This window comes from Phormidium yuhuli AB48 (assembly GCF_023983615.1).
In the GTDB taxonomy this organism is placed as follows: Bacteria; Cyanobacteriota; Cyanobacteriia; order Cyanobacteriales; family Geitlerinemataceae; genus Sodalinema; species Sodalinema yuhuli.
The window spans coordinates 3,861,265-3,886,188 of sequence record NZ_CP098611.1 but is presented as its reverse complement, the minus strand read 5'-3'; the positions used below and the strand labels follow the sequence as shown (position 1 = coordinate 3,886,188).

The window sequence follows — 24,924 nt, the reverse complement described above, 5'->3', positions numbered from 1 at the left end:
GACTAGCTTATCAAAAAATCGCATCAATTTCCTGAGTTTAGGTAAATTCTTGGGGATGTTTCCCTGGGTTTCTGGATAATGGCTAATATATCTGGGTAAATTGGGATCGAATACCAGAAACCGGGTTTCTTGAAGAAACTCGGTTTCTGACTGGGTGAGTTTTACGGTTTTGATAAAATATGATACAAAAAACGTTCGGTGTAATAGAGTGCCAGTTGATTACTAATGCCAAAATAGATGGCATCAAAGGAATGTTCGGCCCAGGGAATTTCTAGAAAGACGGAACGGTTGCCAGATTTTAAGAGCTTCTCCTGTAACTGCTGTCCAAACTTGGCTTGTACGATATGGTCTCGCTGGCCATAGATAAGGAGAGATGGGGGTAAATTGGGGGCGACGAGATGCCAGGGGGAGGCGCGATCATATAAGTCTGGGAGTTCTTCGGGGGTACCGCCGAGGAAGTCTCGTAAAATGTTTTGGATTTCCAAGGGATCGGGATTGGGTAAATCGTAATAGCCTTGGGTTAAATTTACGGGGGCGTAGTAGTTGATTAGCCCGCGAATGGGAATTTCCTCGGGGTCATAGGCGGCTAACATGGCTAAATGACCACCCGCCGATCGCCCCATCAAGGCGATGCGATCGCCATCTACCCCCAACTCCTCCGCGCGATCGCAGACAACGCCAATCGCTGTTTTCACATCCTCCAACTGGGCCGGAAACTGATATTTAGGGGCGTGGCGGTAATCAATAGCCACCACGGTATAGCCACGACTGGCCAGATAGCGACTAAACCATTCATCATTATTCGGGGTTCCCTGTCGCCAGGCCCCACCATAGATGATGATAACGGTGGGATATTGCCCCGCTGTCGGTGGCCGATAGAGATTGAGTGTCAGCGATACGCCATCGGGTTCAGCGAAGGGAATCTCTCGTTGAATGCGAACTGAGGGTAAGGGAATCCCACGAAAGACATCCAGTAACTGCAACGGTTGGCGACGCATGAACTGGTGATTGGGTTCAGGGACGCTTTTGAGATACGCTGACCCTAATCCTCGTTCCATTTCCGCGTTGAAGCGGGCCACGGTGGCCGGAACTTGCAGCAGGGGTAGCAGGCTGAGGCTTAAACCCAGTAGACTACAGATGAGGATGGCGATCGCAACGCCCCCCGTTAGGGACAATCGGGCCAACAGCAACAGGGCGATCGCATGGAATCCAACCAGCCAGGGCGATATCTCGGGGGCGACAACGGTAAATACCAATAAGAACATAGTGGGGGCCGGCACAACAATCGCCAGACTCAACAGGAGTCCCAAACCGCTGAGAATCGCCAGAAGCCACGGGACAACGGACATTAGAGTCATCGCAAATTTAGGGAAATCTAGGCAGCATTATGGCGCAACATCTTCAGGGTAAAGTGGCCTTGGTTACTGGGGCAACACGGGGGTTAGGAAAAGGGATTGCTGTTGGCTTGGGGGAAGCGGGGGCGACGGTTTATATTACCGGCCGCAGTTACGATCGCTCAAATCTCGAAGATCGCGAGATTGGTGGAACCTTACTCGACACTCAAGCGGCGGTAGAAGAGGCCGGCGGTGTTTGCGTTCCGGTTCAAGTGGATCACAGTGATGATGAACAGGTGCGATCGCTCTTTGAACGGATCGACGCCGAACAAGAGGGCCAACTGGATCTGTTGGTAAATAACGTTTTTGCTGGGGTACAAGCCATCGCCGAGGCCTACGGCGATCCCTTCTGGAAACAGGAACCCCAGCTTTGGGATTCTGTGAATCAAGTGGGGTTACGCAGTCACTACGTCAGTAGCATTTTCGCGGCCCGTCTGATGCAACGTCGCCAGCGAGGCTTGATTTGTACCATTTCCTCCTGGGGAGGAATGTCTTATATCTTCGGGGCCGCCTATGGGGCCGGGAAGGCCGCCTGCGATCGCCTGGCCGCTGACATGGCTGTGGAGTTGAAGCCGGATAATATCGCCTCAATTGCCGTTTGGCCCGGGATTGTGGGAACTGAACACATCACCCGTTTCGCGGATAACACCTCCGCTGAGGGGAATCTGGACCCCCAACGGACTCTCATGCGCGATCGCTACAATTGGGAAACCCCCTTACTCACCGGCCGGGCGATCGCCGCCTTAGCTGCTGATAACAAGGTTCTCGGCTACAGTGGCAAAGTGCAGATCGTCGCTGAACTGGCCCGACGTTATCAACTCGTGGACCAAGCTGGCAACCGTCCCGCCTCCTTGCGATCGCTGCGTTTTCTCCTGGCCGCTCAGTTCCCCGCCCTAAGAGACCGTGATACACTCATCCCAGACCTAATCGTTCCCTGGCCCCTGTTACTTTGGGGAGCGTTAGCCGCCCCGAAAACCTAACGCCGGATGTTGCCCAGTTGAGCGATGTTTCTGATTCATAGTGTTGCCAGATGACTCAATTTAAAGACGCTGCGATCGTTCTCACCGGGGCAGCGGGTGGATTCGGCCAACAGTTTACCCGCAAACTCCTAAAAGCAGGCGGCCAGTTAATCCTAGCTGATTTAGACGAAGCCTCCCTACGCCAAAATGCCGAGGCCCTTCAGAAAGACGTTAAAACCGGTAAAATTCTCGCTTGTTTGGGGATTGATTTATCCCAACCCAGCGGTTCACAGGCCCTCTATGATGCCGTTAAGGCCCTAGAAATTCCCGTAGATATTTTAATCAATAATGCCGGAATTGGCTTATACGGACGCATGGACGAAGTTCCCAGCGACAAATGGGAACGGTTAATGCAAGTGAACTTGTTGGCCCCCATGCGGTTAAGCACCCTGTTTGTAGCTGATATGATCCAGCGTCGTCAAGGTCATATCGTCAATATTTCTTCATTAGCGGGTTGGATTGGTATAGCAGGAATGGCCCATTATGCCAGTAGTAAATTCGGCTTACGCGGCTTTAGTGAAGGGTTATTCAACGAGGTCAAGCCGTACAACGTTAAGGTAACGGCCGTCTATCCTTATTTTAGTCGCACCCCCCTATTACAATCAGACAAATATGGTAGTTTAGCCCAAGAAACCTCAGGAATTTCAGAAAAAGATGCCACCGACCCCGAACGAGTTATTGAGGCCGTCGTGAGGGCGATCGCCCAAGACAAACTCCACGTCTTCCCCGACACAAAAGCCCAAATCTTCCATCAACTCAAACGCTATTTCCCCCCCATTGTCACCTGGGGCGTGGACTACTTCAAACCCAAACAACCCCCCAAACCCTAACCCCTAAAGACACCAATCCCCCCTCCTCCTCCCCCTCCTCCATGTCCTCCGTGACTCTGTGGTTCCCCTATTCCCTTCTATGCTTCACACCGAAACTCACCACAAACAACTCATTATCGGGGCAGGATTCGTCGGACTAGGAATTGCCCAAGCCTTAAACGATGCTAAAATCCCCTATGATCAAGTCGATGCCAGCGACGATATTGGCGGGAATTGGTATCACGGTGTTTACGACAGCGCCCATATTATCTCATCCAAGAAAGTGACGCAATTCACTCACTTTCCCATGCCCTCAGACTACCCCGACTTCCCCAGTGCCCAACAACTCCTAGCCTATTTAAACAGCTTTGCCGACCACTTTCAACTGCGCCCCCAGATTGAACTCGAACGCCGAGTTAAGCTAGTTCGCCCCATTGCAGATAACCTCTGGAACGTGACCTTTGCCAACGGCGAACAACGGATTTACAAAGGAGTTATCCTCTGTAACGGCCATCACTGGTGTAAACGGTTTCCAGACTTTAAGGGAACCTTTGCCGGGGACATTATCCATTCCAAAGACTACAAAACCGCCGATGTTTTACGAGGAAAACGAGTCTTAATCATTGGCGGTGGCAACTCCGCCTGTGACATCGCCGCCGAAGCCGCCCGAGTTGCTGAAAAAAGTGTGTTGAGTTTGCGCGAATCCGTCTGGTTTATCCCCAAAAGCTTCGCCGGATTTCCCATTGTGGACTTAATTCGCGGCTGGATGCCCCAATGGCTTCAGCGGGGGTTAGCTTATACCATTATTCGCCTAACCTTTGGCAAACATGAGCGATATGGCTTAGCCAAACCCAACCATCGTATTTTTGATAAACACCCAACCCTAAATAACGAAGTTCCTTATTATATCAAACATGGTCGCATCTTGCCTAAGCCAGAAGTGAGCCAACTCGACGGTCAATTTGTCGAGTTTGTCGATGGAAGCCGGGAGGAGTTTGACTTAATTGTTTGCGCGACGGGCTATCATGTTGCCTATCCCTTTTTACCCGAAGAATTGCAACGAGTGCGGGGGGCGACGGTTCAATGTTATGGCGGTTCGTTTCTTGCTGATTATAAGGGATTAGCCTATCTGGGGTGGGGACAGGCCCGAGGTGGGGTGGGGTCTCTGATTGCGGCATTTGGACCTCGATTTGCCCGTTGTCTTCAGCTTCAGGATGAGATTGATGTTCCCCTGGGACTGGTGTTTAAAGCGATGGGACAGCCGTTACCAGAAACTCATTTGTCTGACCCTCATCGGGTGTTTCGTCAGCTTAAACTCCTCGATTTCGCCTGGGGGTTGCTGAGGTGGAAGGCCCGTCAATTGGATAAAGAAGATCCAAATTTCCAGAATCAGCCGTTATGAGGAAAATGGGGGCTTAATGTGTTGCATTGAATACCGAATTTCAGGGCGAACAGCCGTTCGCCCTTACGAGTCAATATAGGCGTTTGTTGTTTTAATCTATTATGATGTCTCAAAATCCCAATCCCCAAGATATCGAAAGTTGGAAAGCCAAAATCGAGAGGGCCAACCGTAACAATCTGTTCCATCATTGCCAAGATTGCGGTTATGAGTGGGTGGCCTCGGAACCCCAACCCTGTCGCTGTGGAAGTTCTCGGATTGAACGCATCGCCTGTTGGCAATTTCCCGATGGTTAGGGACTTTACCGCCATCTTAACCGATCGCAAACCCCGTATAAGGTCGAAGATCAGGGTGGTGGAACCCTAAAACAATCTTATCTTGGGGGATACCGGCGTTCAGTAACTCATCGGCGATTCCATCTTCTAAGCCATCTTGGTGAATCCACACCTTATCGCCAATAATTTCTAAGTGGAGAACACAACCATGAACTTGTTTGTTATTGAGTTGTCCAACGGTAAACAAGGCATAACTTTTGTGGTCTTCGCCAATAATCAGCCTTCGCTCTAGGCTACGATGAGCATAGGGAATTTGGGCGTACTCCTGTAATATTTCAGTGATAATCCGGTGATAGTCTAGGCTATCCATTGACGAATTCCTCCTGTTAATCGGTCAAGGACAATCAAATTTAGACGTTTATTTTCTAGTAAAACTTCGCCAATTGGTTCTTTAAAAACATCATTAAACGCATCGTCTGTAATCGCTAAATACAACTGACGTTCTGGCTCAGTCTTTTTTAGGATATCATAATACAATGTATATTGACCTAGAGCATTTTCTAAGTCATTGATTTTCGATTTTCCGATAAAACTTTTGACTTCTACGGCAATCTTCTGATTTCCTTTTTCGGCGGATACCAATTTAGAAGCCCCTAAATCAACAAATAGGTTGCTACGTCCAAAACTTAGTACATAGGGGTCATCGGTAATTGTCCAACCCTCCCGAATCAAGGCGGTTTTGACCTGTTCATGATAGATATCTCTGGCTGGCATGATGGATGATTCAAGTATAAACTTTGAATTTTGCCAAAGGAACCCATCCGTGGGATGATTTTCCGATCGCTAGGGGTGCAGGATGCAGTTAAGAAACCGAGTTTCTCCAAGAAGCCCGGTTTCTGATATTCGACCCAGGTGGTTTGCAGTTTACTTAACTCAAAAGATGTTGACGAACCGCTAAAACCAGATTATCCGTCCAATGATGGACCAACTCGGAGGTGGCCGCTTCCACCATGACGCGAATCACGGGTTCCGTTCCTGAGGCCCGAACCAAGACACGGCCTTGATCCCCCATCGCCGTCTCAGCGGTGGCGATCGCCTGCTGAAGGGGGTCACACTGTTGCCAGTTTAACCGCAACTCCCGATCCTCCACTCGCACATTCTGCAACACCTGGGGATAGGTTTGGAAACTCTGATTCACTAACTCCGATAAGCCATTGCCACTGCGTTTGACTAACGCCGCCAAATGCAACGCCGTCAACAAGCCATCACCGCTAACGCCGTAATGACTACAAATGACATGGCCCGACTGTTCGCCGCCCAGGGTGGAACCGGTTCGTTGCATCTCGGCGTGAACATATTGATCGCCGACGGAGGTTCGCAGCAGTTGGCCCCCTTGGGCCTCCCAGGCCCGTTCAAAGCCTAAATTGGCCATCACTGTGGAGACAATCAGATTATCCGGGAGTTGTCCCTGGTTCCGCAAAGCCTGACCCCAGAGATAGAGGATATAATCGCCGTCAATGGCCCGTCCTTGTCCGTCCACGGCTAAGACGCGATCAGCATCGCCATCAAAGGCAAATCCTAAACAAGCATCATGGCTTAATACCGCCGCCCGTAGGGGATCGAGATGGGTTGAACCACAGTTGACGTTGATACGATCGCCGTCGGGGCGATCATGGAGACAAATCACCTCGGCCCCCAAGGCGGCGAAAGCTTGCGGGGCCACATGACTCGCAGCCCCCCAGGCTAAATCTAATACAACTTTCATTCCCTGTAAATCCAGTCCCAGGGGGGTTTGAACGGCCTTGAGATAGTCGTTGACTAATTCGGGGCGATGATAGTGATGGCCCCAACTGGGGCTATTCTGACTGAGGCTGAGTTGGCCGCGAATTCCCGCTTCGATGCGTTGTTGAATGGCTGAGGGAAGTTTGGCCCCGGTTGGCCCGAAGAATTTAATGCCATTATCGGCGGGGGGGTTATGGCTGGCGGAAATCATCACCCCACCGATGGCTTCGGAGGTGGCGGCGAGATAGGCGACGCAGGGGGTGGGACATAATCCTAAATCCCAAACCTCTAACCCAGCGGCGGTCAGTCCCGCTGAGAGGGCCATGGCTAGCATACTACTGGAGTTGCGGGAATCTTGCCCGAGGGCGATCGCACCCCGTCCCTGATGTTCTTTAAACACCTGGCCGGCCCAAAAGCCGACTTGCAGGGCCAGGGGGGCGTTGAGAAGGTTCCCCACATGGCCGCGAATCCCATCGGTTCCAAATAACTTGGAGGGGGGAAGGTTTAGGGGGGATATCGCAAAGGGGGATACCTCAGCCAAGGAGGTTGAGGCTTGGCGAACTACAGGTGACATAACCATATTTCCGAATCACTCCACACAAATCACACTCACAGGTTGATGCGTCCCAAAGTTTGCTGGTAAGGTTCAACCGCCCAAAGACCCGAGATACGCTCGACCTGACATACACATGGAGGATACCATGTCCGGCCGTGAACAATTGTGTGTTAGGGGTTGCCAGAACAAGACAGTTGATGCAAAATACCGCAACTGAGTTGTCCGGTTTTCTCCCAGCTAAACTGGCGGGCCCGATCGCGGCCCCGTTGTTGAAGATGCGATCGCACGTCATCCCCTTTCGCTAACACCCGCATGGTATCCGCTAATTGTTGTAAATCGTAAGGATCGACGAGGAGGGCGGCGTCTCCGGTGACTTCGGGAATGGAGGCGACGTTAGAAGCGATGACGGGACAGTCGCAGGCCATGGCTTCTAAAACCGGTAAGCCGAAGCCTTCCCAGAGGGAGGGAAAGACGAGGGCTAGGGCTTGGTTGAGGAGGATGGGAACTTCGGCGGGGGCGATGTAATCGAGGAATTTGATGCGATCGCCCATCTGCAACTCTCGCACCTGTTGCTGTAGGTTGGGGGTATAGCGGCGGTCAAAGGACCCGCCAATCCAAAATTCACAGTCGAGGGAGGGGGGAAGTTGGGCGAAGGCGGCGATGGCCCGTTGTAGGTTTTTGTAGGGATCATGTCGGCCGAGATAGAGGAAGTAATTACGGCGGGGAAGATTCAGGGGGCGATAGTGATGGCGATCGTAAGCCAGGGGGGTGACGGTGATTTTGCTGGCGGGAACGCCGTAGAAGGCGATCGCATCGTCGGCGGTGGCTTGGGAGATGCAGAGAAGATGTTGGGCTTGTTTGAGGACTTGGGGAACGTAGAGGCGATGATAGAAGGTCATGGGGGATGCCGGTTTGGGGAAACGCAGGGGAATGGCATCATAGACGGTGACCACGTAGCGTCCAGTCCAGCCGAGAGGGGCTTCGGGAAGGGGGGAAAAGAGAAGATCGCCTCCTAAGTCTCGATAGAGTCGTGGGAGAAGGAATTGTGTCCAGAGGAGACGTTTGAGATGGCCGGGAAGTCCTTGTTCCGGGGTGAGGCCAGGGGGGATGGGGTGATGGCGAAATCCGAGTCGGGGCTGGGGGGTGAGGAGGATGGGATCGAGCGATCGCAACTGGGGAATCAGGTTCAGGGCGTAGGTACTGATTCCTGTGGGGTTCTCCATTAAAAAGGCGAGGTTAATCAGCACAATCGGTACTGGTCGAGGATGTCTAGGATGCGATCGCCCATCTGACGATAACGAAATGATTGTACCCGTTGCTGTCCTCGTTCTCGTAATTGTTGCCGCAATGGGGGATTATTCACCAGTTGGAGGATTCCCTGGGCGATGTCATCGACATCATAGGGGTTGATATAGAGGGCGGCCTGGCCACAGACTTCGGGGATGGCGGTTTGATTGCTGGCTAAGACGGGACAGCCGCAGGCCATGGCTTCGAGAGGGGGAATCCCGAATCCTTCATAGAGAGAGGGAAAGGCGAAGGCGATGGCTTGACGGTATAAGTCGGCTAAGGCGTCATCGGGGACAAATCCCAGGAATTTGACTCGTTCGTGACAGCCGAGTTGTTTGGGGTAGTCTAGGAGGGGGCGATCGCATTTATTGAGGTTGCCCACAATCCGCAATTCTAGGTTAGGACAATTGGCTCGGCTAAAGGCTTCAATGAGGCGACGTAGGTTCTTATAGGGTCGTGTTTCTCCAACACATAAAATAAAAGGGGGTTGAGGACGGCAATGGGCAGGTTCTAAATCATCAGATTTGAGATTGAAAATATCTTCTCGATAGCCTTGATAGACGACATGAATGGGGGTTTTTGGGCAATTGTAATGGTCTAAAATTTCTTGTTTTGTGTAATTTGAGGTGGTTATAATAGCATCAGAGGCGCGAATTAGTTGAGGTAGGATAAATTGAAAATAGTATTTGATGCGGGGATAAACTTCAGGAAAACGAATCGGCAAAATATCATGAATGGTAATAATTTGCGGGCAAACAGGAATCAACATCCCCTCGAATACAGGAGAATAAAACAACCGTTGTTTCTGTTTTAGAATTGACAACGGCAACCCAATTTGATGCCAAAGTAAGCGCCTTAGATTGTTTTTGAAATCATTACGATAGAGGGTTGGGGGACGGAGAATTTGAAACTGAGAAGCATTCGCCCCGACTCGGGTTGAATCGGTGGTATAAAAACAGAAGCGATCGCCATCTTGGTAGGTTTCTAACAACTCCCCGATATAGCGATTTAAGCCATCGGAACGACTCCAGTGAAAACTACTGGCATCAAACGCCATTTCTCCCATTTCATCAATCCTCCATCTAGGAACGCCCAAACTTACAAGAAGCGTTCACATAAGTCTCGAAATACCTGACCGCGAACCTCAAAATTAGGAAACTGGTCGAAACTGGCACAAGCGGGAGACAACAAAACTGTTTTCGCCTGATAGGTCTGGGCTAATTCTCGGGAAACGTCCACCGCCGCCTCTAGGGTTCCGACAATTTTATAGTTGGAATAGCCGACTCCATCCAGCATCTGGGCGAAGGATTCCGCCGCATCGCCAATCAACAAAACAAAGGCCGCTTGACGTTGAATCGCCTCTAGCCAGGTGGTTGCATCGCCGTCTTTGGGATCGCCTCCCGCAATGAGAATGACGGGATTACGCACGGAGGTTAACCCCACCAGGGCAGCATCATAGTTGGTGGCTTTACTATCATTGATAAAGCGAATGTCCTGCCAAGTGCCGATGACTTCTAGGCGATGGGGAACGCCACGGAATTGGGAAATGGCTTGGGCGATCGCCTCGGGTTCAATCCCAGCTAAACGGGCAGCAGCGGCAGCCATGAGAAGATTTTGTTGGTTATGGCGGCCGGGCATTTGTAAGGCTTGAATGGAAACAATTTTCGCCCCATCTATGATCACCCAATCTCCATCAATGGCAGCGAAGGGAGTTAAACTCCGGTCATTCTCAATGCTAGTCCAATGGGCGTTGGGCCAGTCCTGGCGGTGGTTGCGTAAATAAGGATCATCGCCGTTCAAGATTTGCAACTGGGAGGATTGCAAGAGTTTAGCTTTAATGTGGTAGTAATTGTCCAGGGTTTTGTGACGATTGAGATGGTCGGGGGTGAAGGTCGTCCAAATGCCAATCTGAGGGGTGAGGGTTTTGGAGGATTCAATCTGATAGCTACTCATCTCAGCCACCACCCAGTCTAAGGAATGGTTGTTTTGGCTGACGCTCAGGGCGAGTTCACAGGCAGCATGGCCGATGTTGCCACAGGCGGGGGCCTTGAGTCCAGCCCCTTGGAAGATGGCGGCGGCTAGGGCGGTGGTGGTGGTTTTCCCGTTGGTTCCTGTGATTCCCAACCAGGGAGAGGTTTGTAGATGTCGCCAAGCCAGTTCCATCTCGCCAATGGTTTCGATTCCTAGGCGGCGGGCCTGTTGCAGGTTGGGTAAATCCCAGGGAACGCCGGGGCTGATGACTAATAAGTCGAGATGTTGGGCGTTTTCGGGGTCGAAGACATGGCCGAGGGAGACGGGGATGTTATCTTGGGCTAGGAGCTGTTGCTGTTGGCTGAGGGAGTCTCCAGTGCCGCGATCGCTGACGGTCACCTGCCAACCGTTGTACTTCAGCAACCGGGCCGCCGCCAAGCCCGATTTTCCTAATCCGATAATGTGAGCGGTTGACATACAGGTTCCCTCCCTGACGGAAATCCATCTAATCTTGCCATATTTCTGGGGCTGAGGAACAAGGAACCCCTCGACGGGAGGAGGTTGGGAGAGAATCGGCCCACCTGGTATAGAGGGGGTTAGGAGGCGGCAAGGGTCGAGGAGGATTGCCATCCAACAACCATTCCCCTCATTCCCATGACAGTGTAGGATCACAAGGCAAGCACTATAGGCATCCACATCCCCAAACCGCTCCTATGTCAGCGCCAGCCCTTACCACTGCCAGCCGAACAGCCTTTCCCCTGAGTGCCGTCATTGGCCAAGAGGCCATCAAAATCGCACTCCTGTTGTCCGCCGTAGACCCAGGGGTCGGTGGAGTGGCGATCGCCGGCCGACGAGGAACCGCGAAATCCGTTATGGCTCGGGCCTTACATGCCCTGCTTCCCCCCATCGAAGTCCTGAGCGAGTCCATCAGTAACTGCGACCCCACCCGCCCCGAAGAATGGGACGACATCGCCCTGGAGCATTACGCCAACCGCAACGCCGATAACCCCGACGACATCAGCGACCTCAACACCCAAGTCATCGCCGCCCCCTTCGTACAAATCCCCCTCAACGTCACCGAAGACCGGCTCCTGGGCTCCGTCGACGTAGAACAATCCGTGCAAAAAGGCGAACCCGTCTTCCAGCCTGGACTCCTCGCCAAAGCTCATCGCGGCGTTCTCTACGTCGATGAAATCAACCTCCTCGACACGGAAATCGCCAACCTCCTCCTCAGCGTCCTCACCGAGGGTCGCAACCTCATCGAGCGGGAAGGAATCAGCATTCAACATCCCTGTAAACCTCTCCTCATCGCCACCTACAACCCCCAAGAAGGCCCCCTCCGGGAACACCTGCTCGATCGCATTGCCATGACCCTCTCCGCTGATCGCGTCTTAGGACTCGATATGCGCGTCGAAGCGGTTCAACAAGTCTTAAACTACGCCAAATCCCCCGATGATTTCCTCAAGCAATTCGACGAAGACCTCAACGGTCTCAAAACCCAAATCCTCCTGGCCCGGGAATGGCTGCAAGACGTTCAAATTAAACCTGAACAAATCCAATATCTTGTCAACGAAGCCATCCGGGGAGTCGTCCAAGGCCATCGTGCCGAACTCTTCGCCCTGCGTGTGGCCCAAGCTGCCGCCGCCCTGGAAGGCCGCAGCGATGTCAACGCCGACGACCTACGCCGAGCCGTGGAACTGGTGATTGTACCGCGCTCCACCGTCGTGCAAACCCCCCCGGAAGAAGAACAACCGCCCCCACCCCCCCCAGAATCGCCCCAAGACAACGACGACAACGACCCCCAAGACAACGACGATAACGACGACAACGACAACGAGGACGAGCAAGAACAGCCCGAAGACCAAACCCCCGACATCCCCGAAGAATTTATCTTCGACCCCGAAGGGGTCATCCTCGACCCCGACGTGATGAACTTCGCCCAAACCATGCAGCGGGCGGGCAACTCTGGCAGCCGGAGTTTGATTATCTCCGACGATCGCGGCCGCTATATCAAACCCATTCTGCCCCAGGGGAAAGTGCGACGAGTCGCCGTGGATGCCACCCTCCGGGCCGCCGCTCCCTACCAGAAAGCCCGCCGCCTCCGGGAACCCAACCGCAAGGTTATTGTGGAACAAAGCGACCTACGAGCGAAACGCCTAGCCCGAAAAGCCGGGGCCCTGGTGGTGTTCCTGGTGGATGCCTCGGGGTCTATGGCCCTAAACCGGATGCAGTCAGCCAAGGGGGCCGTGATTCAACTGCTCACAGAAGCCTATCAAAGTCGGGATCAAGTCTCTCTAATTCCCTTCCGAGGCGAACAAGCGGAAGTCTTGCTACCCCCCACCCGCTCCATTACCCAGGCCCGCCGTCGCCTGGAACGGATGCCCTGTGGGGGCGGGTCTCCCTTGGCTCATGGCTTAACCCAAGCGGTGCGTGTCTGTCTCAATGCCCAGCAATCGGGAGATGTGGGGCAAACGGCCATTGTGGCCATCACTGACGGCCGGGGCAACATCCCCTTAGCGCGATCGCTCGGTGAAGAGATTGACCCCAAGGAAAAACCCGACATCAAAGCTGAATTGCTCGATATCGCCGGACGGATTCGCGCTCTCGGGATTCAGTTACTGGTGGTAAACACCGAAAGCCGTTTCGTCTCCACTGGATTCGCTAAGGAACTCGCCGAAACCGCCGGTGGAACTTACTATCATCTGCCTAAAGCCAGTGACCAGGCCATCGCCGCCATGACCCAAAACGCTCTAAAAGATGCAATGGGCTAACCTTATGGTTCAGGGACGATTCAGGACTAGACTCGGGGCAATTCTACTGAGTTGGGGGCTACTGGCCAGCCCAACTCAGGCCTGTCCCGCCGCCCTCGAACCCCTCATTGAAGAGATGTTACCCGACTTGCCCGGTTATATGAATCGGGTGTTGCGGCGATCGCAAACCGTGCAAGCCCCCCGTAGCCATCGCACCACAGTTCTAGTGGCCGGGAACCCAGAGTTTGAACCACTCCCCCTCAATCAACCCATTCCCGAAGGGGTTGAACAGGTGTTTATCACCACCTTAGAACGAACTCCCTACGACAACACCAGCGTTAAACTACAACATTTCCATTGGCTTTTTCTTAGCCAAAATGAGGAAGGCTGGTGGTTAGTTTCCCTATTTTCCACCGTTGGCGACTATCCTCAACTAGGAATTGTCAGTCCTCCCCGTGAGAGCAGTCAAGGAGCCGTTGGACAAGCGATTCAAACCTGGTTAAGGGACTGTCGATTCCGCCGTTAGAGAATCCGGGAGAAAACCGCCTGCATTCCCCATCATAGGAACTTTTATTACCACAAAAATAGAATAATTGCAATATTTTTTAACAAAACAAAACATTAAACCCGTGAACCCATTAAGTTTAAGGCTGATCTCAGGGCAAATTGTAGACTGAGCTCAGGGTTTCGTTGCAAATTATTACAATCTGTTTCATTCCGTCACAACTTCAAGGGAGTCTCGTTCACAGACCAAACGGCCATGCTAGGATTCAGCATCAGATAGATGTAAGCGATGTATAGGAGAAGAACTTTGGGCATTCGGGTTGCTGTTGTTGGTTCTGGACCAGCTGGATCATCTGCCGCTGAAGTCTTGGCAAAGGCAGGCATCGAAACCTACTTGTTTGAGCGCAAGTTGGATAACGCTAAGCCTTGTGGAGGAGCCATTCCTCTGTGTATGGTCAGTGAATTTGACATCCCCCCAGAGATTGTGGACCGTCGGGTTCGCAACATGAAAATGATCTCCCCCTCCAATCGTGAGGTGGACATCCGCATTGTCAAAGAAGACGAATATATTGGAATGTGCCGCCGGGAAGTTCTCGACGGCTTTTTACGCGATCGCGCCGAAAAACTCGGAGCGAATCTGATCAACGGAACCGTTCATAAACTCGAAATTCCCACGAGCGACACTGCTCCCTACGTCATCCACTATGCCGATCACTCTGACGGCAGCCTAACGGGGGAAAACAAAACCCTAAAAGTGGATGTCGTCATCGGTGCTGACGGTGCTAACTCCCGTGTCGCCAAAGCCATCGAAGCCGGAGACTATAACTACGCCATTGCCTTCCAAGAGCGGATTCGTCTGCCGGAAGACAAAATGGTCTATTACAACGACTTGGCGGAAATGTACGTCGGTGACGATGTCTCTCCCGACTTTTACGCTTGGGTGTTCCCCAAATACGACCACGTGGCCGTCGGAACGGGAACCATGCGCGTCAACCAAGCCAAAATCAAGAAACTCCAAGCGGGAATTCGCGCTCGGGCCGCTCGTCGTCTCGAAGGTGGAGAAATTATCAAAGTTGAAGCCCACCCCATCCCCGAGCATCCCCGTCCCCGTCGGGTTCGTGGCCGTGTCGCCCTCGTCGGTGATGCTGCTGGAACCGTGACCAAATCCTCGGGAGAAGGGATCTACTTCGCGGCGAAATCCGCCCGGATGTGTGCTGAAACCATCGTGGAAACCACCAACGCTGGTCAAAAACTGCCTACGGAGGCGGATCTCAACCTCTACCTCAAACGCTGGGATAAACAGTATGGCATGACTTACCTCGTGTTAGATCTCCTGCAACGGGTGTTCTACCGCAGTGATGCCACTCGTGAAGCGTTTGTGGAAATGTGCGACGACAAAGACGTGCAGAAGCTCACCTTTGATAGCTATCTGTATAAAACCGTCGTCCCCGCCAATCCCCTGGTGCAGATGAAAATCACCGCTAAGACGATTGGTAGCCTCTTGCGTGGTAACGCCCTCGCACCCTAAGCCTCACCCTAAAACCTAAACGCCGCGCGAGGAGCTATAACCTAGTTTCTCGCGCTTTTTTTCATCATAAAACTCCCCCATCCTGGCCCCAAAACCTGATACCATAAGGCTTCTAGTAACAGTAACCCCTGTGTCCTCCGTGACTCTGTGGTTCTCTCTTGCCTCTTGCCTCTTGCCCGTTCCCCATTCCCTATCTCCATGATCAGAATTCGCCGTCGCTCTCCCAATCCCCCCGTCAAAACTGACGGGTGTGAGTATCAAGTCCCGATTCCCGATGCCGAACCGGCGAATATCTTAGAAGAAATTGTTTGGCATAAAGAAACTGAAGTCGCCAAACTCCGCCTTTATATGCCCCTGCAGGAACTTCAGAAACAAGTGGCCATTGCTCCCCCTCCTCGGGACTTTGTCGCCGCATTGCATGGGGGAAAAACGAACCCCGCCTTAATTGCTGAAGTCAAGAAAGCTTCACCGAGTAAGGGCCTAATTCGCGAAGATTTTGACCCGGTGGCGATCGCCCAAGCCTATGAAGCCGGCGGGGCCAGTTGTCTGTCCGTATTAACAGACCAAAAATTCTTTCAGGGGAGTTTTGACTATCTGCGGGATGCTCGTCAAGCGGTCAATCTACCTGTATTATGTAAAGACTTTATCATTTACCCCTATCAGATTTATCAGGCCCGGGGGCGAGGGGCCGATGCTGTGTTGTTGATTGCCGCTGTACTGAGCGATCGCGATTTGCAATATTTCCTCAAAATCAGCAAACTCCTTGGGATTGCTGCCCTGGTGGAAGTTCATACCGCCGAAGAACTCGATCGCGTCTTGGCCTTAGAAGGCATCCAACTCATTGGCATTAACAATCGTAACCTAGAAGACTTCAGCGTCAGTTTGCAAACCACCACTGACTTACTGGCATCTCGTCAGCAACAGATTCAAGACAAGGGGGTTGTTATTGTCAGCGAGTCAGGAATCTTTGAGCGAGCAGACCTCGATCGCGTGGCTAATGCCGGGGCCAGTGCCGTTCTAGTGGGAGAGTCCTTGATGCGACAACCAGACCCTGGAGCCGCCATCGCCCGCCTCTTTGCTTCCTAATTCATCCCAAGCCTGACTCCTGACGGCCCTACAATAGAGAGTAATATGTGCTACCTGTCCTGAGTCCTTAAACTTAGGGCTGTTAATGCTCCGCTGCCTGTCTACCTAACCCCTTACGAATTAACATGGAGCCGCTTCCCCTTCCTTCTCACATTCATTACGAGTTACTTCTCCAGCTGCTCGAACGTCAAAGCTTGTTTTCGGTGAATCACTATTCCGAGGAACGACGACAAATTGACGAATTGATCATGACCCTGCGTAAAGCTCTCTCTCAGCAGAAGCGATTGGAACAGGCCTGTCAGCTCAAGGGGATTCCTGTGGAGTATCGCTGGTCATTAAACCAACCGATGGAGTCTCTTGCACCCATGAGCGATCGCGAAGCCAGTTAATTTAGCATCAGGAACCTAGGCCGTTTTTCGGTAAACTGCAAGTCCCAGTTGTATAATGGCGATCTTTAGCGATCGCCGACGTGTTATGGACGACAAATTAATGTTAATGATTCCGGGGCCCACCCCGGTTCCGGAAAAAGCCCTTACCGCCATGGGACGGCATCCCATTGGCCACCGCAGTGGCGAATTTTCTGAGTTAGTGGCAGAGGTATTTACCGATCTCAAATGGCTGCATCAAACTCAAAATGATGTCCTGGTTCTAACCGCGAGTGGAACGGGGGCGATGGAAGCTGGGATTATCAATGTGCTGAGTTCCGGCGATCGCGTCTTGGTGGGGTCTAATGGTAAATTTGGCGATCGCTGGGCCAAAGTTGCCAAAGCCTATCATCTCGATGTCCAAACCATCACCGCTGAATGGGGACAACCCCTCGACCCTGAAGCCTTCCGGGAAGCCCTAGAAGCCGACACCAACAAAGAGATTAAAGCCGTCATCCTCACCCATAGCGAAACCTCCAGCGGGGTACTGAATGACCTAGAAACCATCAATCGTCATGTCAAGGCCCATGGGGAAGCCTTGATTATCGTCGATGCCGTCACCAGTCTAGGAGCTTGCACTGTTCCCATCGATGACTGGGGCTTGGACGTGGTGGGGTCTGGCTCCCAAAAAGGGTATATGATTCCCCCCGGGTTAGGCTTCATTTCCATGAGCGATCGCGCTTGGAAAGCCTATGAACGCTCTAACCTACCCCGGTTCTATTTCGACCTGGGCCCCTATCGTAAGAATGCGGCCAAAAACACCACCCCCTTCACCCCCCCAGTGAACCTGTTTTTTGCCCTTCAAGCCTCTCTGCGGATGATGCGGGCCGAAGGACTGGAAAACATCTTCGCCCGTCACGATCGCCTCAAACGGGCGGCTCGGGAAGCCGTTAAAGCCATGGGACTTCCTCTCTTGGGTTCCGATGACTGCGCCAGTCCGGCCGTAACCGCTGTCGCCCCCACTAGCGTCGGAGCTGAACAAATCCGCTCGGTGATGAAAAAGCAATTTGACATTGCCCTCGCCGGTGGACAAGACCATCTCAAAGGTAAAATCTTCCGCATTGGTCATTTAGGCTTCGTCAGCGATCGCGATCTCCTCTGCGCCATTGGCTCCCTCGAAGCCACCTTGCAGAGCCTCAATGCCGGAAATGAGCCGGGAGCGGGCATTACCGCTGCGTCTAAAATCCTCAACGCCGGTTAGATTCCCCCCCACAATGCTATCCCCCTGAAATGACTCATCATTCAGGGGGATAATTGGGCCAGGATACAACCTGCCTTATTCTGGCTCGAAACTGATGCCAACTTAGACGGCTTCTAACCAATCATAAATCTGAGATAACTCATCCAGGGTCACAAAGCCGTATTTCCAGAGAATCATGGGTAACGGGCCCGCATCCACATCTCGCCGACGTAGGGCGATGGCAATGGAATCTGGCGACAGGGCTAACTCTTCCTGCAAAAAGCGAATCAATTGTCCTTGTCCTGTTGCTCCCATGACTGATTGCCCCTGTTTTATGATTATCTATCTTCTCAAGTGAACTAAAGCTATTATCTGGAGAAAATCTCCAGAATCCGGCGACGTAGAGACCAGATTGAAAGCTGGCTTTATCAAGTCTCTGTACAATCATGAGTTTTCGTTGCTCAACCCCTAGACCCCGGTGAACAGTTTTAAAACTGGCTCCTAAAACACCCTCGACCGGTGAGATGCTGACAACTGGCCTTTCCCACCCCAGTCTCTGAGGTCTGAGAGGATTCACCACTACTGCCCCTGTGCGGTAACGGTGAAGCTACAAGCCTAACAAAGTTTCATAGCGTTTAATGGATACAACGACAACATTTTCATAAACATTTAACGATCGCCGACCTTAAACCCGATCATTTTGTTTCAGTCATTTAAAATAAGACGCATTTTCAACAGGGATTCCAATAGTAAAGACTGTTTGGGAATACGTCAAGACCCCAAACAATCTGTCTATTTCTTCAGGGAGTTTGTTTTAGAGGTCTCCCATCACCTCAAGGCGATCGCCCACCTCAATTCCCAACTCCGCCGCCCGGCCGCCTCGCAGTTCCAGCACCGCATCCACCAAAACATTATCCCCCGGGCCATAGGTCGGACAGCGATAGGCCACCGTTTCACAGGGGGGGACATCCGCCGAGAGTCCCACCACTTCCCCCTCATACATAAAAATCATATCCAAATTGATGCGGACATTCTTCATCCAGAACCGGACTGGCCGGGGGGGATTAAAGGGAAACAACATCCCGCGATCGTCCGGGAGCTGCTCTCGGTGCATCAACCCCATGGCCTGTTCCTGGGGTGTCCGGGCCACCTCTAACTCCAAAGTGCGATCGCCCCAAGGGATATAAGCCTCAATCGGTAACCGCTGTCCCAACTCCGACGACACCTCAGCCGCCGAACTCTCTTGGGGCGGCGATTTCGCCACATCCACCACCGAAGAGTTCTCCACTCCCGTAGAACAGCCTGCTAACACCAATACCATGAGCATCATAACCATCCAGCTGCTGCTAAGACCGCGACACCGACCGCCGAGATGGATAGGGCCAAACCCGAAGGACGTTTCCACGATCCGTTGTACCTTGATCATCTGCTTTATACCCAGAACGAACATTATCAACCGGATTAATCAGACGCCCCTCGGGCAAAAAAGTTGGCCCAACCGCCAGAGATATCCCTAGGATACAGCTGAGCCTTGACCCTCAGCCACCTCCCGCAACCGTTGCACCACAAAGGGACGTTCCAAATAAGACAGCAAATTGCCCGCCTTGGGTCCCCGTTCCTTACCCAAAAAGCTCTGGTAAACCGCCGGAAAGGCCAATTTAGGAGGAAGCTCTAGTTGTTTCGTGGTCGTGAAAATCTCCGTTTGCAGCGTTTCCCCCTCCCAGTCGCTCAACTGCTCCAGACGAGTCGCCAACTCACCGAGATACTGACGTTGTTGCTCATCCAACGCCGCCACCGACTCAGGAATCTCATCCACATATAAAATGAGTTTTTCCTCAGGGTCCGCATAATCATCCAACCACTTTTGCGCCACCTCAATCCGCTGACGCACCACCTGCTGATCCAACTCCGTCAGCGCCTGTGGACTGCGTTTTGCAACCTCCGCCTCCATATCGAGATGGGGAACTTGTAGCAGAGAAATCAGAGTGCTGAAATCAAAGGGATAATAGGGCTGAATCTGGTCATCAAGTTGGGAGTACAGCAGGGCCATTAAATCTTTACTCAAATCTCCCTGTTGTTCCTCACCACTGAGGCAGCCGTACTTCTCAATGGCCGCGTCATAATCCCGGAACAGCCGGGTAATGGTTTCATAGTTGGGAGAGAAGTTAATCGCCGTTTTCGGCTGAGTGCGCAACATCAAGAAGCGCAACAACTCCGGCGGCAACAGATTCGCCACTTCCCGCGCACTGGCTCCCACTCCCTTGGAGGAACTCATCTTGGTTCCCCCCACCAGGATAAACTCATAGGGAGAATGGAAGGGCGGCCGTTTATCAAAGACCTTGCGATAAATGGCGTTGGCCACATCCCGAGAACCGCCCTTTTGCGAATGGTCTTTCCCCGCCAACTCAATGGTGACCCCTAACAGATCCCATTTCGCGACCCATTCAACCTTCCAGGGGAGTTTACCCTGACCATCAAAGGGAGACACCCAGCCCGAATGGCCACAGCCTTGGACATAGCTCATGGCATCGGGTTTACAGGTATAAAAGACCTCCTTGCCATTGTAGTCACTGACAACGGTGGTCGCGATTTTGCCGCAGTTCTCACAGATGGGATGGAAGGGATACCAATTCTCAGCCCGTTCAGCCCCACTCACCTGTTTATAGGCTTCGCGGACGAGGTGCGCCTTTTGCAAGAAGGTCTCAATATAAGAGTTTAAGCGGCCTTGGCGGTAAAGGTCTCGTAAATAGTAAATCTCCGGGCGCACCCCCAGCTCTTCAAAGACCTCAAAAAACTCATCACTATAGTATTTGGCATAGTCACTAGCCCCCTCACCGGGCGAGGGAACATTGCACAGGGGCTGTCCTAGATACTCCTGAAAGCGATTGCTATCGAGATAGGCGGGAATCCCATCGAGAGCATCATAGTCATCAATGCCATAGAGGAAGCGCACCGGTTTCTGAGCACGCTTGAGGGCCCGATAAATGGTGTCATGGACAATCACCCCCCGCAACGACCCCACATGAACCCGTCCCGAGGGAGTTTTGGAATCGTTGACGACGCTGTCGCCCTGTGTACTCGCGGCAATTTTATCAGCCCAAAACATAGCCAGAGTTAAATGAAGTGAGTTAAGTGAATGTGATGTTGACGGGACGTTGGCCCCAGGGTTGCCCCATCGTTAGACAGACCCCCATTGTATCACCCGGGAGGGACGATGCCCCCAGCGGCCGTCGGGGCGATCCTGACCCATCGCCACGGGACCCCTACTCATCCCATTCTAGGGTTAGGGAGGGCATCAACCGTTGTAAATTTTTCAGAGACTTTCCTTGCCAGGGAATCGCCTTCGAGCCACGAACAATCATCGTCACCGTTTTTTTGTGACGGACCTTTATCACAAACTTCGAGAGCATACTAATCCCGGAACTATTGAGAAATTCCAAGCCCTGTAAATCGAGAACGACCGGAGATTGTTCTTGACTGGCGATATCATCAAGCAGTTCTGCAATCGGGGCATATTCTGCCATTCCACTCAAGCGGAGTGAGCCTTGACAAGAGACCGTCAGAGTTTCGGGATCGTAGCAGATACGATAATCGTCTGTCTTAATTTCCATAATGTACTGTTAACGTTCACAGAGGAGAACCCCTCCTTTACCGAATGAGGCAGCGATCGCATCCTCAACTCGTCCAAACCTGGCGAAGTTGGTGTATCAAGGTTGGCCTATCCTTACTATGCCATGAATTGACCCAGAATAGCGGACCTTGACAAGCTTGAGATATGACCCCTAGCACGGCTGTAGTGCTCCTTCAAACCCAGATTAAACCGAGACCTTAAACTGGAAGCTGGACCATGGTTGTCACCGCAACCACTTCCGGATCTTTCTGGACGGTTTCAAACTTCCAACCCAAGCGAGCCATATAATCGCTCATCATCGTTAAATAGCCTAACCGAGAGCTGGTTCCATTTTCCTCTAAGGCATTTTTTTCCAACTGACGCAGATACATATCCTCTGGATCGCAGGAGGTCAGTTCTTCTAGATAGGTCTGGAACCCAGCAATTCGCTCCGGTTCCACACTATTAGTTGTGAAGAACATTAAATGATTAGGATGCAATTGAAGCTGAATACTAATGGGAAACGCCGAGCGTTCATCGGTGAACTTCATGGCATTTTCCAAAAGTTCATTAGCCACAAAGCCCACAGCACTCTTGATTTCTGCCTGACGACGCATTGAGGCAGGATTCTCTTCATTCCCCAAAAAGAAGGTCGTCAGGTAATCTGCCATAAAATCTGCCGATAGGCCATTGTTACGCCAGCGTTGCTTGAGAGGAACTGAACTCGGCGAAAAGCCAATAATTAAAAACTCTGGGCTATTTGGCTCACCCTCACAATAGTCCCCGAAAATTTGCGTCATATTTGCCAAGACTCCCGAAGAAGCTACTTTTGTTTCATCACTACTAAAGTAATATCATCGTAAACCCTTTGTCGCCCAATATGACGGCGTAGGTCTTCAATGGCTGCCCGTCGAATCATTTCGGCGGGTTCACGCAAATAGTGTCGCACAACCTCGCAGAGTCGTTCAATCCCATAAAACTGTCCCTGTTCATCTTCAGCTTCCGTAATCCCGTCAGTATAGAGGACTACCACGTCCCCAGGACTAAGTTTCAAGACTTTCTCATCGATAAACTCACTGATGTTAGCTTCCAGACCGATGGGGAACCCCAAATCAATCGTATCAATCCGTTCCACCTCCCCACTGGAGCGGACGATGACCGTCTCCTCATGTTGTCCACTCAGGCGAATCTCCCCATCGCGGTAATCCAGCAGGGCCAGGGTTAGATGGCGATCGGAGTCCATCCGTTGAATATTGCCATAGATGGTGCGATTGAGGGTGTTGAGGAAATGCCTCGCATCAACTTCATCATTTTCTAGGAGAGTCCGCACCGCAGTCTGCACCATCAACATGAGCATCCCACTCTCTAGACCATGGCCCGTCACATCGCCAATGCTAATTTTGACTCCTCCATCATGGCAGAGAACATCGTAGTAATCTCCCCCCACTTCCGTGGCAGGCTCCATATAACCAGAAATCTCTAACCCCATCACCGCATCGAGTTCCCGATTTTTGGGTAACAGCATCTTTTGCAGGCGGCGGGTAATATCCAGTTCTGCCCCCAGGCGGAGGTTTTCTGCTTGCAGGCGATCGTTCAGGAGGGTAATTTCGCGGTTGGCCTCGGCCAGGGCTGTTTCCGCCTGCTTACGCTCAGAAATATCGCGAAAAATGGCGGTGTAAAAGGAATGATCCCCCACACAGACTTTTGTGGCCGTCCCTTCCAGGGGAATCCCGTCCCCATTGGCCCGCTGGCCCACCAACTCAGCTCGTCCCTCCAGTAGTAACCGGGGTAGGGGATCCGCATTTTCTGAACTGGCATTCCAGTCAATGAGAGCGGTAAGGGATTGTCCGAGGATTTTTTGGCGGGGATAGCCAAAAATGGTTTCACTGCTGGGGTTAGCATTGGTGATTTTCAAACCATCGGGGTTAAAGGTCAAAATTGCATCGCTAGCGGTGTTGACAATGGCATTAGTGCGGTTCACGGCATCTTCGAGGGCTTCCATGACCTGGTTGTAGCGTTGGGCAATTTGTCCGACTTCGGTGAAGGGTTCAACGGGGACTCGCAAGCTTAAATCTTTGTTTTGAGCTTGAGACTCCATCACCTGAAACAAGTCATAAATTTCAGTTTTAGCCCGATGTTCCGAGACGTTCAAGCCCATTTCTTCGTCTTCTGGAGAGACTCGCAGGGGGATGAGACGATGGCAAAACCGTAAGAGGGGGTAGGTGATGCCGAAAGACCACAGGCCGGCCACCAGCACCCCCAGGAGTTGCACTAAAAACTGTTCTCCATGGCTCAGTCCCGTGTCTAAGAGCTGCACATCTCCAAAAATGGCGACAGCCAGGGTTCCCCAAATCCCACCCCCAAGGTGGACGGGAACGGCATCTACGGCATCATCAATCCGAAAGCGTTTGAGAAGAGAACTACTGATAAGGGTCACCATTCCTCCCCCAATGCCAATAATCACGGCCCCTGAGGTGGTGACGACATCACAGGACGCTGTGATAGACACCAGACCTCCCAGAGAGCCGTTGAGCAGTAGTTCCACTTCTGGGACACGATGACGGGACCAACTGTAGAGGGTCGCGGTAATCATCCCAGCAACTCCCGCCAAGATGGTATGCACCATAATTGCAGCGACGCGATCGCTGAAGGCTAGGGTACTGCCCCCATTGAACCCTAACCACCCTAACCAGAGCAGCATGGTTCCTAGGACCGATAGGGGCAAATTTGAGCCTTGGATTTTTTGCGGGGTTCCATCGGGGAGGAAGCGTCCGACTCGCGGACCAATCACCAGCAAAACCGCTAGGGAAATCCAGCCGCCGATACTATGAACCACCGTACTGCCAGCCAGGTCAACAAAGCCCAGTTGACCCAGCCAGCCCCCAGCTTCCCCGGTGATTTTCAGGTTCCAGGCCCAATGGCCAAACACCGGGTAGATGAGTCCTGAGGTGAGACAGGCTACCGCTAAATAGGTTCCAAATTTAATCCGCTCAGCCACTGCCCCTGAGACAATGGTAGTTGCCGTGCCGCAAAACATGGCCTGGAAGAGGAAAAATGCGGCGAGTTTAGGATTGTTGTCAACCGCCAAAAAAAAACTATTTTGTCCCAACCAGCCAAAGAGGGAGGCGCCGAACATGACGGCATAGCCGAAGGCCCAGAACAAGCAGACGGAGATGCCAAAGTCGGCAAAATTTTTGACAGCAACGTTGATGCTGTTTTTTGAGCGTGTCAATCCAGATTCGAGGCACATAAACCCCGGTTGCATCAGGAACACTAACCCAGAACAAACAAGAACCCAAAGAATATCAAACACTGGGTAACTGATCCCCTCACTCCCATGGGGTTGTAC

General features: G+C 52.2%; 23 protein-coding genes. 10 read left to right on the top strand and 13 right to left on the bottom strand.

Features of this window, described 5'->3' with window-relative positions:
- Positions 1–161: 161 nt before the first annotated feature.
- On the bottom strand, positions 162–1,349 hold the full coding sequence (locus NEA10_RS16665) for an alpha/beta hydrolase (protein WP_252662480.1): 1,188 nt from the start codon (positions 1,347–1,349) through the stop codon (positions 162–164).
- A gap of 38 nt (positions 1,350–1,387) precedes the next feature.
- On the opposite strand from NEA10_RS16665, the gene NEA10_RS16660 reads away from it, so the two are divergent.
- The 4 genes from NEA10_RS16660 to NEA10_RS16645 all read left to right on the top strand — a co-directional run bounded on the left by NEA10_RS16660 (position 1,388) and on the right by NEA10_RS16645 (position 4,917).
- The gene (locus NEA10_RS16660; protein WP_252662479.1) at positions 1,388–2,374 is read left to right on the top strand and encodes an SDR family NAD(P)-dependent oxidoreductase; all 987 of its coding nucleotides are present in this window, start codon (positions 1,388–1,390) and stop codon (positions 2,372–2,374) included.
- Positions 2,375–2,424: 50 nt separating this feature from the next.
- Positions 2,425–3,243 carry an SDR family NAD(P)-dependent oxidoreductase gene (locus NEA10_RS16655; protein WP_252662478.1) on the top strand — a complete coding sequence of 273 codons (819 nt, stop codon included), beginning with the start codon at positions 2,425–2,427 and terminating at the stop codon, positions 3,241–3,243.
- 79 nt (positions 3,244–3,322) lie between these two features.
- On the top strand, positions 3,323–4,624 hold the full coding sequence (locus tag NEA10_RS16650) for a flavin-containing monooxygenase (protein ID WP_252662477.1): 1,302 nt from the start codon (positions 3,323–3,325) through the stop codon (positions 4,622–4,624).
- A 101-nt stretch (positions 4,625–4,725) separates the two neighbouring features.
- Complete coding sequence (locus NEA10_RS16645) at positions 4,726–4,917, top strand: hypothetical protein (RefSeq protein WP_309494332.1); 192 nt, start codon at positions 4,726–4,728, stop codon at positions 4,915–4,917.
- A gap of 16 nt (positions 4,918–4,933) precedes the next feature.
- Here the strand turns inward: NEA10_RS16645 and NEA10_RS16640 are convergent, their stop codons facing one another.
- From NEA10_RS16640 to murD, 6 genes are all read right to left on the bottom strand, one after another.
- The gene (locus NEA10_RS16640; protein WP_252662476.1) at positions 4,934–5,266 is read right to left on the bottom strand and encodes a XisI protein; all 333 of its coding nucleotides are present in this window, start codon (positions 5,264–5,266) and stop codon (positions 4,934–4,936) included.
- On the bottom strand, positions 5,254–5,670 hold the full coding sequence (locus tag NEA10_RS16635; protein ID WP_252662475.1) for an element excision factor XisH family protein: 417 nt from the start codon (positions 5,668–5,670) through the stop codon (positions 5,254–5,256). The genes NEA10_RS16640 and NEA10_RS16635 overlap by 13 nt, the downstream gene beginning before the upstream one ends.
- 154 nt (positions 5,671–5,824) lie before the next feature.
- Complete coding sequence (gene glmM, locus NEA10_RS16630; protein WP_374111785.1) at positions 5,825–7,258, bottom strand: phosphoglucosamine mutase; 1,434 nt, start codon at positions 7,256–7,258, stop codon at positions 5,825–5,827.
- Positions 7,259–7,404: 146 nt separating this feature from the next.
- Positions 7,405–8,457: a glycosyltransferase family 4 protein gene (locus NEA10_RS16625; RefSeq protein WP_252665389.1), complete on the bottom strand. Its 1,053-nt coding sequence runs from the start codon at positions 8,455–8,457 to the stop codon at positions 7,405–7,407.
- Positions 8,458–8,474: 17 nt separating this feature from the next.
- Entirely contained in the window at positions 8,475–9,587 is a 1,113-nt protein-coding gene (locus NEA10_RS16620; RefSeq protein WP_252662473.1) for a glycosyltransferase family 4 protein, read from the bottom strand.
- A 32-nt stretch (positions 9,588–9,619) separates the two neighbouring features.
- Positions 9,620–10,969 carry a UDP-N-acetylmuramoyl-L-alanine--D-glutamate ligase gene (murD, locus tag NEA10_RS16615; RefSeq protein WP_252662472.1) on the bottom strand — a complete coding sequence of 450 codons (1,350 nt, stop codon included), beginning with the start codon at positions 10,967–10,969 and terminating at the stop codon, positions 9,620–9,622.
- Between the two features lie 236 nt (positions 10,970–11,205).
- On the opposite strand from murD, the gene bchD reads away from it, so the two are divergent.
- The 6 genes from bchD (at position 11,206) to NEA10_RS16585 (ending at position 17,986) form a co-directional block, all read left to right on the top strand.
- Complete coding sequence (bchD, locus tag NEA10_RS16610; protein WP_252662471.1) at positions 11,206–13,263, top strand: magnesium chelatase ATPase subunit D; 2,058 nt, start codon at positions 11,206–11,208, stop codon at positions 13,261–13,263.
- A 4-nt stretch (positions 13,264–13,267) separates the two neighbouring features.
- Positions 13,268–13,768: a hypothetical protein gene (locus tag NEA10_RS16605; RefSeq protein ID WP_252662470.1), complete on the top strand. Its 501-nt coding sequence runs from the start codon at positions 13,268–13,270 to the stop codon at positions 13,766–13,768.
- 285 nt (positions 13,769–14,053) lie between these two features.
- On the top strand, positions 14,054–15,274 hold the full coding sequence (gene chlP / locus NEA10_RS16600) for a geranylgeranyl reductase (protein WP_252662469.1): 1,221 nt from the start codon (positions 14,054–14,056) through the stop codon (positions 15,272–15,274).
- Between the two features lie 198 nt (positions 15,275–15,472).
- The gene (trpC, locus tag NEA10_RS16595) at positions 15,473–16,360 is read left to right on the top strand and encodes an indole-3-glycerol phosphate synthase TrpC (protein ID WP_252662468.1); all 888 of its coding nucleotides are present in this window, start codon (positions 15,473–15,475) and stop codon (positions 16,358–16,360) included.
- 125 nt (positions 16,361–16,485) lie between these two features.
- The gene (locus tag NEA10_RS16590; RefSeq protein ID WP_252662467.1) at positions 16,486–16,749 is read left to right on the top strand and encodes a DUF5340 family protein; all 264 of its coding nucleotides are present in this window, start codon (positions 16,486–16,488) and stop codon (positions 16,747–16,749) included.
- 85 nt (positions 16,750–16,834) lie between these two features.
- Positions 16,835–17,986 (top strand): pyridoxal-phosphate-dependent aminotransferase family protein, encoded by a 1,152-nt coding sequence (locus NEA10_RS16585; RefSeq protein ID WP_252665388.1) that lies wholly within the window; start codon positions 16,835–16,837, stop codon positions 17,984–17,986.
- 102 nt (positions 17,987–18,088) lie between these two features.
- Here NEA10_RS16585 and NEA10_RS16580 read toward each other — a convergent pair whose 3' ends face one another.
- The 6 genes from NEA10_RS16580 to amt form a co-directional block, all read right to left on the bottom strand.
- A complete protein-coding gene (locus tag NEA10_RS16580) occupies positions 18,089–18,280 on the bottom strand; it encodes a DUF2949 domain-containing protein (protein ID WP_252662466.1) in 192 nt (63 codons plus the stop codon).
- Between the two features lie 499 nt (positions 18,281–18,779).
- Entirely contained in the window at positions 18,780–19,295 is a 516-nt protein-coding gene (locus NEA10_RS16575) for a DUF192 domain-containing protein (RefSeq protein WP_252662465.1), read from the bottom strand.
- Positions 19,296–19,478: 183 nt separating this feature from the next.
- Positions 19,479–21,071: a lysine--tRNA ligase gene (lysS, locus tag NEA10_RS16570; protein WP_252662464.1), complete on the bottom strand. Its 1,593-nt coding sequence runs from the start codon at positions 21,069–21,071 to the stop codon at positions 19,479–19,481.
- A 157-nt stretch (positions 21,072–21,228) separates the two neighbouring features.
- Positions 21,229–21,576: a slr1659 superfamily regulator gene (locus tag NEA10_RS16565; RefSeq protein WP_252662463.1), complete on the bottom strand. Its 348-nt coding sequence runs from the start codon at positions 21,574–21,576 to the stop codon at positions 21,229–21,231.
- Positions 21,577–21,793: 217 nt separating this feature from the next.
- Complete coding sequence (locus NEA10_RS16560) at positions 21,794–22,375, bottom strand: slr1658 family protein (protein WP_252662462.1); 582 nt, start codon at positions 22,373–22,375, stop codon at positions 21,794–21,796.
- 23 nt (positions 22,376–22,398) lie between these two features.
- On the bottom strand, positions 22,399–24,888 hold the full coding sequence (gene amt / locus NEA10_RS16555) for an ammonium transporter (RefSeq protein ID WP_374111910.1): 2,490 nt from the start codon (positions 24,886–24,888) through the stop codon (positions 22,399–22,401).
- Positions 24,889–24,924 lie beyond the last annotated feature (36 nt).

Bases quoted from the DNA above. Each gene is read 5' to 3' on its own strand.
- NEA10_RS16665 (WP_252662480.1), bottom strand. From the start codon at position 1,349: ATGTCCGTTGTCCCGTGGCTTCTGGCGATTCTCAGCGGTTTGGGACTC.
- NEA10_RS16660 (WP_252662479.1), top strand. From the start codon at position 1,388: ATGGCGCAACATCTTCAGGGTAAAGTGGCCTTGGTTACTGGGGCAACA.
- NEA10_RS16655 (WP_252662478.1), top strand. From the start codon at position 2,425: ATGACTCAATTTAAAGACGCTGCGATCGTTCTCACCGGGGCAGCGGGT.
- NEA10_RS16650 (WP_252662477.1), top strand. From the start codon at position 3,323: ATGCTTCACACCGAAACTCACCACAAACAACTCATTATCGGGGCAGGA.
- NEA10_RS16645 (WP_309494332.1), top strand. From the start codon at position 4,726: ATGATGTCTCAAAATCCCAATCCCCAAGATATCGAAAGTTGGAAAGCC.
- NEA10_RS16640 (WP_252662476.1), bottom strand. From the start codon at position 5,266: ATGGATAGCCTAGACTATCACCGGATTATCACTGAAATATTACAGGAG.
- NEA10_RS16635 (WP_252662475.1), bottom strand. From the start codon at position 5,670: ATGCCAGCCAGAGATATCTATCATGAACAGGTCAAAACCGCCTTGATT.
- glmM (WP_374111785.1), bottom strand. From the start codon at position 7,258: ATGGTTATGTCACCTGTAGTTCGCCAAGCCTCAACCTCCTTGGCTGAG.
- NEA10_RS16625 (WP_252665389.1), bottom strand. From the start codon at position 8,457: ATGGAGAACCCCACAGGAATCAGTACCTACGCCCTGAACCTGATTCCC.
- NEA10_RS16620 (WP_252662473.1), bottom strand. From the start codon at position 9,587: ATGGGAGAAATGGCGTTTGATGCCAGTAGTTTTCACTGGAGTCGTTCC.
- murD (WP_252662472.1), bottom strand. From the start codon at position 10,969: ATGTCAACCGCTCACATTATCGGATTAGGAAAATCGGGCTTGGCGGCG.
- bchD (WP_252662471.1), top strand. From the start codon at position 11,206: ATGTCAGCGCCAGCCCTTACCACTGCCAGCCGAACAGCCTTTCCCCTG.
- NEA10_RS16605 (WP_252662470.1), top strand. From the start codon at position 13,268: ATGGTTCAGGGACGATTCAGGACTAGACTCGGGGCAATTCTACTGAGT.
- trpC (WP_252662468.1), top strand. From the start codon at position 15,473: ATGATCAGAATTCGCCGTCGCTCTCCCAATCCCCCCGTCAAAACTGAC.
- NEA10_RS16590 (WP_252662467.1), top strand. From the start codon at position 16,486: ATGGAGCCGCTTCCCCTTCCTTCTCACATTCATTACGAGTTACTTCTC.
- NEA10_RS16585 (WP_252665388.1), top strand. From the start codon at position 16,835: ATGGACGACAAATTAATGTTAATGATTCCGGGGCCCACCCCGGTTCCG.
- NEA10_RS16580 (WP_252662466.1), bottom strand. From the start codon at position 18,280: ATGGGAGCAACAGGACAAGGACAATTGATTCGCTTTTTGCAGGAAGAG.
- NEA10_RS16575 (WP_252662465.1), bottom strand. From the start codon at position 19,295: ATGATGCTCATGGTATTGGTGTTAGCAGGCTGTTCTACGGGAGTGGAG.
- lysS (WP_252662464.1), bottom strand. From the start codon at position 21,071: ATGTTTTGGGCTGATAAAATTGCCGCGAGTACACAGGGCGACAGCGTC.
- NEA10_RS16565 (WP_252662463.1), bottom strand. From the start codon at position 21,576: ATGGAAATTAAGACAGACGATTATCGTATCTGCTACGATCCCGAAACT.
- NEA10_RS16560 (WP_252662462.1), bottom strand. From the start codon at position 22,375: ATGACGCAAATTTTCGGGGACTATTGTGAGGGTGAGCCAAATAGCCCA.